Genomic DNA, 6,350 nt, shown 5'->3' with positions numbered 1-6,350 from the left:
GTCTGCCGGATTCAAGCTGCGGCAGACGTCACCGCGAGCCAGCGGATGCGCGGGATGCAATAATCACTTGGCCCGGGCGGCAGCTGTGGCTACAATGGACGCATTCACGGAACGGTTAAAACATGGCCGTCGATTCTTCGGGGTTCGACCTGTTGCCGCTGCTTCAGGATCACGTCGCCGGACGCGATCCCGAGGGACGCGGTCTGGCACGTCTCCTGCGCCGGTTGCGGGCCTGGGCGCGCCGTTACGCCCGTCGCAGTCCGGCGGGTCCCGATGGCGTCGAGGATCTGGCCGCCGATTTCCTCGCCGAGCTGCTCGCCGAAGACGGCGCCGCCATGCGCTACGTGGTGACGATCGCCGCGGACTCCCCGGCCGCCGAGCGGCTTCTGCACACCATGTTCCGGCGCCACGTCCTGGGGCGGCCGCGCAGCATCCTGGCCAACAAGCGCCGGTCCCTCCAACGACTCCTGGAGCGTCGGTTTCCGGCCCGGCCCGGCGCGCTCGATGTCTTCGGCCCCGCCGACGCCCGCACGCTGTCCCCGACCGAGTTCGAACGGCGGTTGCCCAAGTGGGTGGATGCCTGGCGGCAGATCCATCCCCGCTGGCGCCCCGTCCGGGGTGACACGACATCCAGTCAGTTGCCGGTGATCATCCACGCCGAGACGCTGGCCGAGATGGTGGATTTTCTCTACGCCGCGGCCGATGCCGCCCTGGGGCTGGACCAGGTGCTCCGCTTCGTGGCCGACGCGGCCGACCTGGTTCACTACGAATACGTCTACCGGCTGCAGGAGGTCCCGTCGCCCGACTGCCTGGACCCTGCCGCCGACGCACCCTCGCCCGCCGACACGACGCTCGCGGCCGCGGAGCTCGAGGAGTTGGCGCCGGCGGCCTGCGCGGAGCTCTCCGCGCATCAGGAAGCTTTCCTTGCGTACCGGATCCGCCACAATCAGGCGCCGCCGCCCGGCTGGTTCCGCGAGCGGGGGGTCAGCCGGGCGTCGTTTTATGCCGGCGAATTCAAGCGATTGAAGGAACTCCAGGCGAAATGGCGCACCCGCGATCCGAACCTTCCGGCGGCCGTTCTGCGCCGGATCCGCCTCGCGCTGCCGGATGAACCTGAGGATTCCCCCATACTTCCTTTGAGCGGGATCCAAACCCCGCAGGAGCGCTGATATGCCCGATCCGACACCGCGAGCCGTCTCAAGCCGCATTCGCGCAGGTTCCCTGTGGGGAGTCGCCGACGATTTCCGACTGCCCGACGGCAGCCGCTGGCGGGGTCGGGCGCCGTCGCTGGCCTGCCTGGTGATCGTCCGCACGGAGGCGGGACTGGCGGTGGCGGCGCCGGTGCTGCCGGGAACGGCGCTGGCCACGTTTTGGGATTTTATCCTCCGCTCGGAGGGGCCGCCCGGTTTCGCCGGCCGGGTGGTGCTGCCCGCCGCGCGGGAGATCCCGCTGGCGGCGCTGACCCGCGAGCACGGCCGGATCGAACTTCCCGCGGAGCTGCCGGGCCTGCTCGCTGATACGTCGAAGCTGAATCTGGAAACGCCGCCACCCTGGTCGGCCGATTGTCAGGGCCTGCAGGCGCCGACGCCCGCCTATCTCGATGAAGTCGCCGATCTGGGCCGGGAGTGGAGGTATCTGGAGCGGGCGGGCGCCCGGCTGGCGAGATGGTGGCGGCAGGGCCGCATGGTGCGGCTGCTCCGCCCGGCGGCGGCTCCGGCTGTGGCCGCGATTCCCCTCGCTGCCGGCACCTTCTGCCCCACCTGGGAGGATGTGCCGGACCAGGCGGACCTGGACGGCGGCCGTTGCACGGTGGCCGTCTGCCGGCTGGGGCAGCGCTGGGTGCTCGAGGTGGACCTGGCTTCCGGGGTCAAGCTGGACGAACTCCGGGTGGACGGCGCGCCGTACGATGTGCCCGCCGGGCGGCCGATGCGGGTGGAGCTGCCGCCCGAGGGCTCGCCCTGCTGGCTCTGCCTCCGCCTGGGACGGAAATGCTGGTTTGTGCAAGTGGATGCGCTCGATGCGGAGGCGGTCCCATGAACGACTTCGATCCGTGCCCCCTGGCGGCGGAGCTCGGCCAGGCCGGGCTGCTGCGACGGCACCTCGCCGCGGGCGGCCGGCCGGCCCGCCGTGAGCGCCAGCTGGAGGAGGCGGCGGTGCAAATCGAAGCCCGCCGTCGCGGCTGGGCGCCGCCGGGCGGGGGAGTGGCGGTCCCGGTGCTGTTCTGGGACGACGCCATCGGAGACGCGGTCGCCGCCTGGCTGCTGGTGGACCGCCCCGCCGGACCGCCCGACGGGCGCTGGCCGGCAGCGCTCGGCGGCGACACCCGAACCGGTTTCGTCGATGCGGGCCGCGCCGCCGTGGCCGCCCTGCCGGGCGTTTTTGGCGCCGGCGCGAGCTTCCGTCCCCTCGACTACCGTCTGCGCATCGTGACGCCCGACGGCCTGCCCGTTTCGCGGCCGCTGCGGGGGCGGAGCGCCTCGGCCGCCTTCGCCCGGGCGGTCCATGCGCTGGCTCGGGGTCGGCGCGGGGAGCGGCTTCCCGCCGCCATCGGCGACGTGGACGGCGCGGGCGCCCTCCGGCCGGTGGAGCGGACGGAGGAGAAACTGACGGCGCTGCGGCGCGAGGAGATGGACGGCGCCGGGGCGGACGTGGTGGGCGGCGCCGCGGCCGACGGCGGGGCGGGTGCTTCGTGCCGCCGTCTCGCCGCCGGCATGCCGGTGGCGGAATGGCTGGCCGCCGAGCCGGACGCGGGCGGGACGCCGCTTCCCGACAGCGGCTGGAACCTGCCGGCGCTCATCCACGGGCTGGAGCATTCCCGGGACACGGACGGCCTGGAGGCGGTACTGCAGGCCCTCGATCCGGCGGAGGCGCCCCTCCGGCACCGTTTTCTGGTGTTGCGGGCCCTGGGCGCCGTCCGCAGCCGCACCGGGGATCTGTCCGGCGCGCGTGCGGCCATGGCGGCCGCCCTGGATATGGCGGAAGCGGGCCTGGCCGGGGAGCACCTCGACGTGACCGACCTCACCGAGCTCTGCAACAACCTCGGCGTACTGGACACCGACCTGCACCGCTGGCGCGACGCCGCCAAGTGGCTGCACCGGGGGCTGCGGCTGCTCCGCCGCCACCGTGGCTGGACCGCCCGTGTCCAGCGCGCCCGCCTGACGAGCTCGCTGGGCCAACTCCACGTGTTGCAGGGGCGGCCGGACCGGGGCGAGCCGCTCCTGCGAAGCGCCGGTGCCGAGCTCGGTGAGCCGCGCAACCAGAACTACGTGGCCGGCGCCCTCGTGGCGCGCCACCGCCGGGCGCGCCAAACCTTCCGACCGGGCGACAGCGTCTGGCTCGAAGAGGCGATGGAGCTCCTGGGCCGGAGCGAGACGGCGGGGGGGTTCGCCTCCGAGCAGGAGCAACAGGCGAACCTCTGCTTCTGCCTCTACTGGCGGGCTCGCCTGGAACACGAAGCGGGCCGCCGCAACCGCGCCACGGGGGAACGCATCGAGGCGCTGGCGCCGGCCGGCGACCTGCCGGTGTTTCCCCTGGCCGCCGCGGGCGTCTGGGCCGGCCTGCCCGCCGTCGGCGAACGGGGCATGGCGGACACGGATGCCGCCGGACGCTGGCTGGCCCGGCTGGTCCGCTTCGGCGATCGCTCGCCGCTGCTGCGGCTCATCGCCCTTGGCCTGACCGCCCGGGTGCTCGCCGTCGGCGACGACGCCGGGCCGGTGCTGGCGGCCTGGTCGTACGCGGGGCCCGCCGGGGATGTGCCGGCGGCCTTCGGCGCGCTGGGGGTGGCGGCGCTGGAGCCGCTCGAGTCGCTGACGCCGGCGTTCCAGCGCGAACACGCGTGTTGCCGTGAGCTCGCCGATGGACACCGGCGCTGGACCGGCAGACGGTTCGCGACGTTTCTCGACCAGCTGGCCGAGAAGATCTTTTATTGAGGGAAAACTGAACGCGCGACACGCTCAGCAGGGTGGTCACTACCTTTGCTAACTTTTCTTGCGTGGGACAAAGGGTGAAACACCGCGACGAACAGCCAACGAATTGTTGGGTAGACTGATGGGCTGTTACTGTTCCAAATAGATAGTTCCCTGAGACGCCTTCCGAAGATTTATACACACGTCTGGATGGTCAGACGAATTGCTCCATTATGCCGGTAGAGCATAATGGAGAAGTCAATGCGTTGTGTTCCCAAATCCTCGGCATCATAGCAATAGCGATCATCGTCATCTTGATCAAGCAGGCCTGGGTCACCTGGCTGTTCGGTATATGGCCTTGGAAGAAGCGGAAATAGTCGGACTGACCGATGGGTATTGTAGTGAAGCCCTGGATTATGTGACGGGCGGGCAGGGGCTGGTGCAGCGGGCACAGGAATCGTAAGGAGACGGAGGTGGAGGTGTGAGTGGCCTGAAGATCATCATGACGCGCTTCTACGCGGTCTGCTTCATGTGCCTGTACTCCGTCATGGTGTACGAGAGCTTTCCGGGGCTGGCCCGGCTGTTCAGCCTCCGCCCCGAATCGGGGATCTACCCGGCGGCGTGCGCGTTCTGGTTCGTGTCCGCCGTCAGCGCCTGCTTTTGGGTGGTGGAGCCTATATCCAGCCGGCTGATCGCCCGATTCTATCAGGAGCACCTGGAGGACGACGAATGACCGGCGGCGGACGACGAATGACCGGCACGGCAGGGCGCGACAATCCGGGGCGCGTCTCGGGGGGGCCCGGCGCCGCGCGGCTGCCTTATTAGTCGGAGGTGGGTGATGCATCGAACCTGTTTGCGCCGGCCCAGTCCGCGACGACCGGTGATGGGATCGCCATGGAACAGGAGACAGTCATGAGAGACTTCCAGATTTGGCTCGTCCATTTCCTGGGTTACCTCATTCTGGCGCTCTGGGGGCTGGCCGTCTACGAGGCCTTCCCGTACCTGGCCGCGTCCATCGGATTGACCGATCCGGACTCCATCCGCTATGATGGCTCCAGAGCCGGCTGGCTGTTGTTCTGCTTCTTCGTGGGCTATGCGGTCATCGCCCCCAGATTCAGCCAGTTCATCGTTTCAATCAGCAATCTGAAAGACAAGGAAGAAGGAGAAGACCAGGATCCGGAGTGACCGCAGGCTGGCACGGCCGGCCGGACGCGTGGCTGACGTCAAACGACAGATGCAGGGGGTGCCATGGGATCGAAGCAGGATCCGCATCGCAGCTACGGCCAGAAGATCATCACCCTGTTCGTGAAGCTGCTGTTCACGCGGGACGAGTACTCCCTGGGTGAGCTGGCGCGGCAGCTCAGCTGCTCCAAGCAGTCGGTGCTGCGGCTGCTGGACGACCTGCAGCGCGCCCACCGCCTGGAGCTGGAGGAGCGCCGGGAGGGGAACCGCAAGTACATCCGCCTCCGCCGGCCGGAGCGGATCCCGCCGGCCATGACGCTGTCCGATTCCGAATACAACCTGCTGCTGATGTGCCGGGACTTCACCGCCCACCTGCTGGGCGCGGAGATGTTCGCCGAGGCGACCCGGGCGCTGGAGAAGAGCCAGGCGCTGCTCGCCGGCGACGGCCGGCGCAGCGACGGCCACTTCGCCGTGTTCCGCCCCGGCACCATCGACTACACGCCGCAGCAGGGCGCCATCCGGACCATCGTCCAGGGGCTGGAGGAGCGGCGGATCGTGGCGCTGGAGTACCAGGCGCTGGACGAGCCGCGGCCGAAGGCGCTCTGCGTGAAGCCGCTCAAGCTCTTCTCCCACCGCGAGGCGATGTACCTGCACGCGCGCCTGGCGCGCCGGCCCGGCCAGCGGGTGCGGACGTCGGAGTACGATCCGCTGCTCGCCGTGCACCGGATCCGCGCCGCGACGCTCACGGAGCGGCGCTACGCGTTCCCCCGCGACTACGACTTCGACGCCGTGTTCAACCGCCACTTCGGCGTGATCAAGGGGGAGCCGTTCGAGGCGGAGATCGAGCTGCGCGGCTCGGCGGCGCGCTACGCCGCCGAGCGGACCTGGAGCCCGAACCAGCGCCTCGAGTGGACCGCGCCGGACGTGCTGCGCCTCGCCTTCGCCTGCACGTCGGAGTGGGAGCTGCTGGCCTGGGTGTTTTCGTTCCGCGAGAGCGCCCGGCTCATCCGCCCCGACTGGCTTGTGGCGCGGTTCCATGAGACGCTGGCGGCGATCCGGGCAAACTACGACGATGCGGCGGGCGGCGGCGCGCGAGGACGCTAGCCGATGGGCACGCCAAGACGCCAAGACGCAAAGTGATGCTTTTTGTCAATGGAAGGGCGAGGGGAGGCAAACCGTCGAGCCAGCGAAGCGGCGAACCGGCGAAGGAGATTCACCACGGAGGACGCAGAGGGCGCGGAGGGGAGCCACTTGGCATTGATC

General features: G+C 69.9%; 6 protein-coding genes. All 6 read left to right on the top strand.

What is annotated here, in order from left to right:
• Positions 1-122: 122 nt before the first annotated feature.
• The 6 genes from GX414_07175 to GX414_07150 all read left to right on the top strand — a co-directional run bounded on the left by GX414_07175 (position 123) and on the right by GX414_07150 (position 6,191).
• Positions 123-1,169 (top strand): hypothetical protein, encoded by a 1,047-nt coding sequence (locus GX414_07175; GenBank protein NLI46872.1) that lies wholly within the window; start codon positions 123-125, stop codon positions 1,167-1,169.
• A gap of 1 nt (position 1,170) precedes the next feature.
• Positions 1,171-2,037, top strand: a complete 867-nt coding sequence (locus GX414_07170; GenBank protein ID NLI46871.1) for a hypothetical protein — start codon at positions 1,171-1,173, stop codon at positions 2,035-2,037.
• Positions 2,034-3,929, top strand: coding sequence for a hypothetical protein (locus GX414_07165; protein ID NLI46870.1), 1,896 nt, complete (start codon positions 2,034-2,036; stop codon positions 3,927-3,929). The genes GX414_07170 and GX414_07165 overlap by 4 nt, the downstream gene beginning before the upstream one ends.
• Before the next feature lie 457 nt (positions 3,930-4,386).
• On the top strand, positions 4,387-4,638 hold the full coding sequence (locus tag GX414_07160) for a hypothetical protein (protein NLI46869.1): 252 nt from the start codon (positions 4,387-4,389) through the stop codon (positions 4,636-4,638).
• Between the two features lie 179 nt (positions 4,639-4,817).
• Positions 4,818-5,090, top strand: coding sequence for a hypothetical protein (locus GX414_07155; GenBank protein ID NLI46868.1), 273 nt, complete (start codon positions 4,818-4,820; stop codon positions 5,088-5,090).
• A 63-nt stretch (positions 5,091-5,153) separates the two neighbouring features.
• On the top strand, positions 5,154-6,191 hold the full coding sequence (locus GX414_07150) for a WYL domain-containing protein (GenBank protein NLI46867.1): 1,038 nt from the start codon (positions 5,154-5,156) through the stop codon (positions 6,189-6,191).
• The last annotated feature ends 159 nt before the right edge of the window (positions 6,192-6,350 follow it).

The organism is Acidobacteriota bacterium (genome assembly GCA_012517875.1).
Lineage (GTDB): Bacteria > Acidobacteriota > JAAYUB01 > JAAYUB01 > JAAYUB01 > JAAYUB01.
The sequence above is the reverse complement of the archived record's forward strand: the minus strand, read 5'-3'. Positions and strand labels throughout refer to the sequence as shown.

Bases quoted from the DNA above. Each gene is read 5' to 3' on its own strand.
- GX414_07175 (NLI46872.1), top strand. From the start codon at position 123: ATGGCCGTCGATTCTTCGGGGTTCGACCTGTTGCCGCTGCTTCAGGAT.
- GX414_07170 (NLI46871.1), top strand. From the start codon at position 1,171: ATGCCCGATCCGACACCGCGAGCCGTCTCAAGCCGCATTCGCGCAGGT.
- GX414_07165 (NLI46870.1), top strand. From the start codon at position 2,034: ATGAACGACTTCGATCCGTGCCCCCTGGCGGCGGAGCTCGGCCAGGCC.
- GX414_07155 (NLI46868.1), top strand. From the start codon at position 4,818: ATGAGAGACTTCCAGATTTGGCTCGTCCATTTCCTGGGTTACCTCATT.
- GX414_07150 (NLI46867.1), top strand. From the start codon at position 5,154: ATGGGATCGAAGCAGGATCCGCATCGCAGCTACGGCCAGAAGATCATC.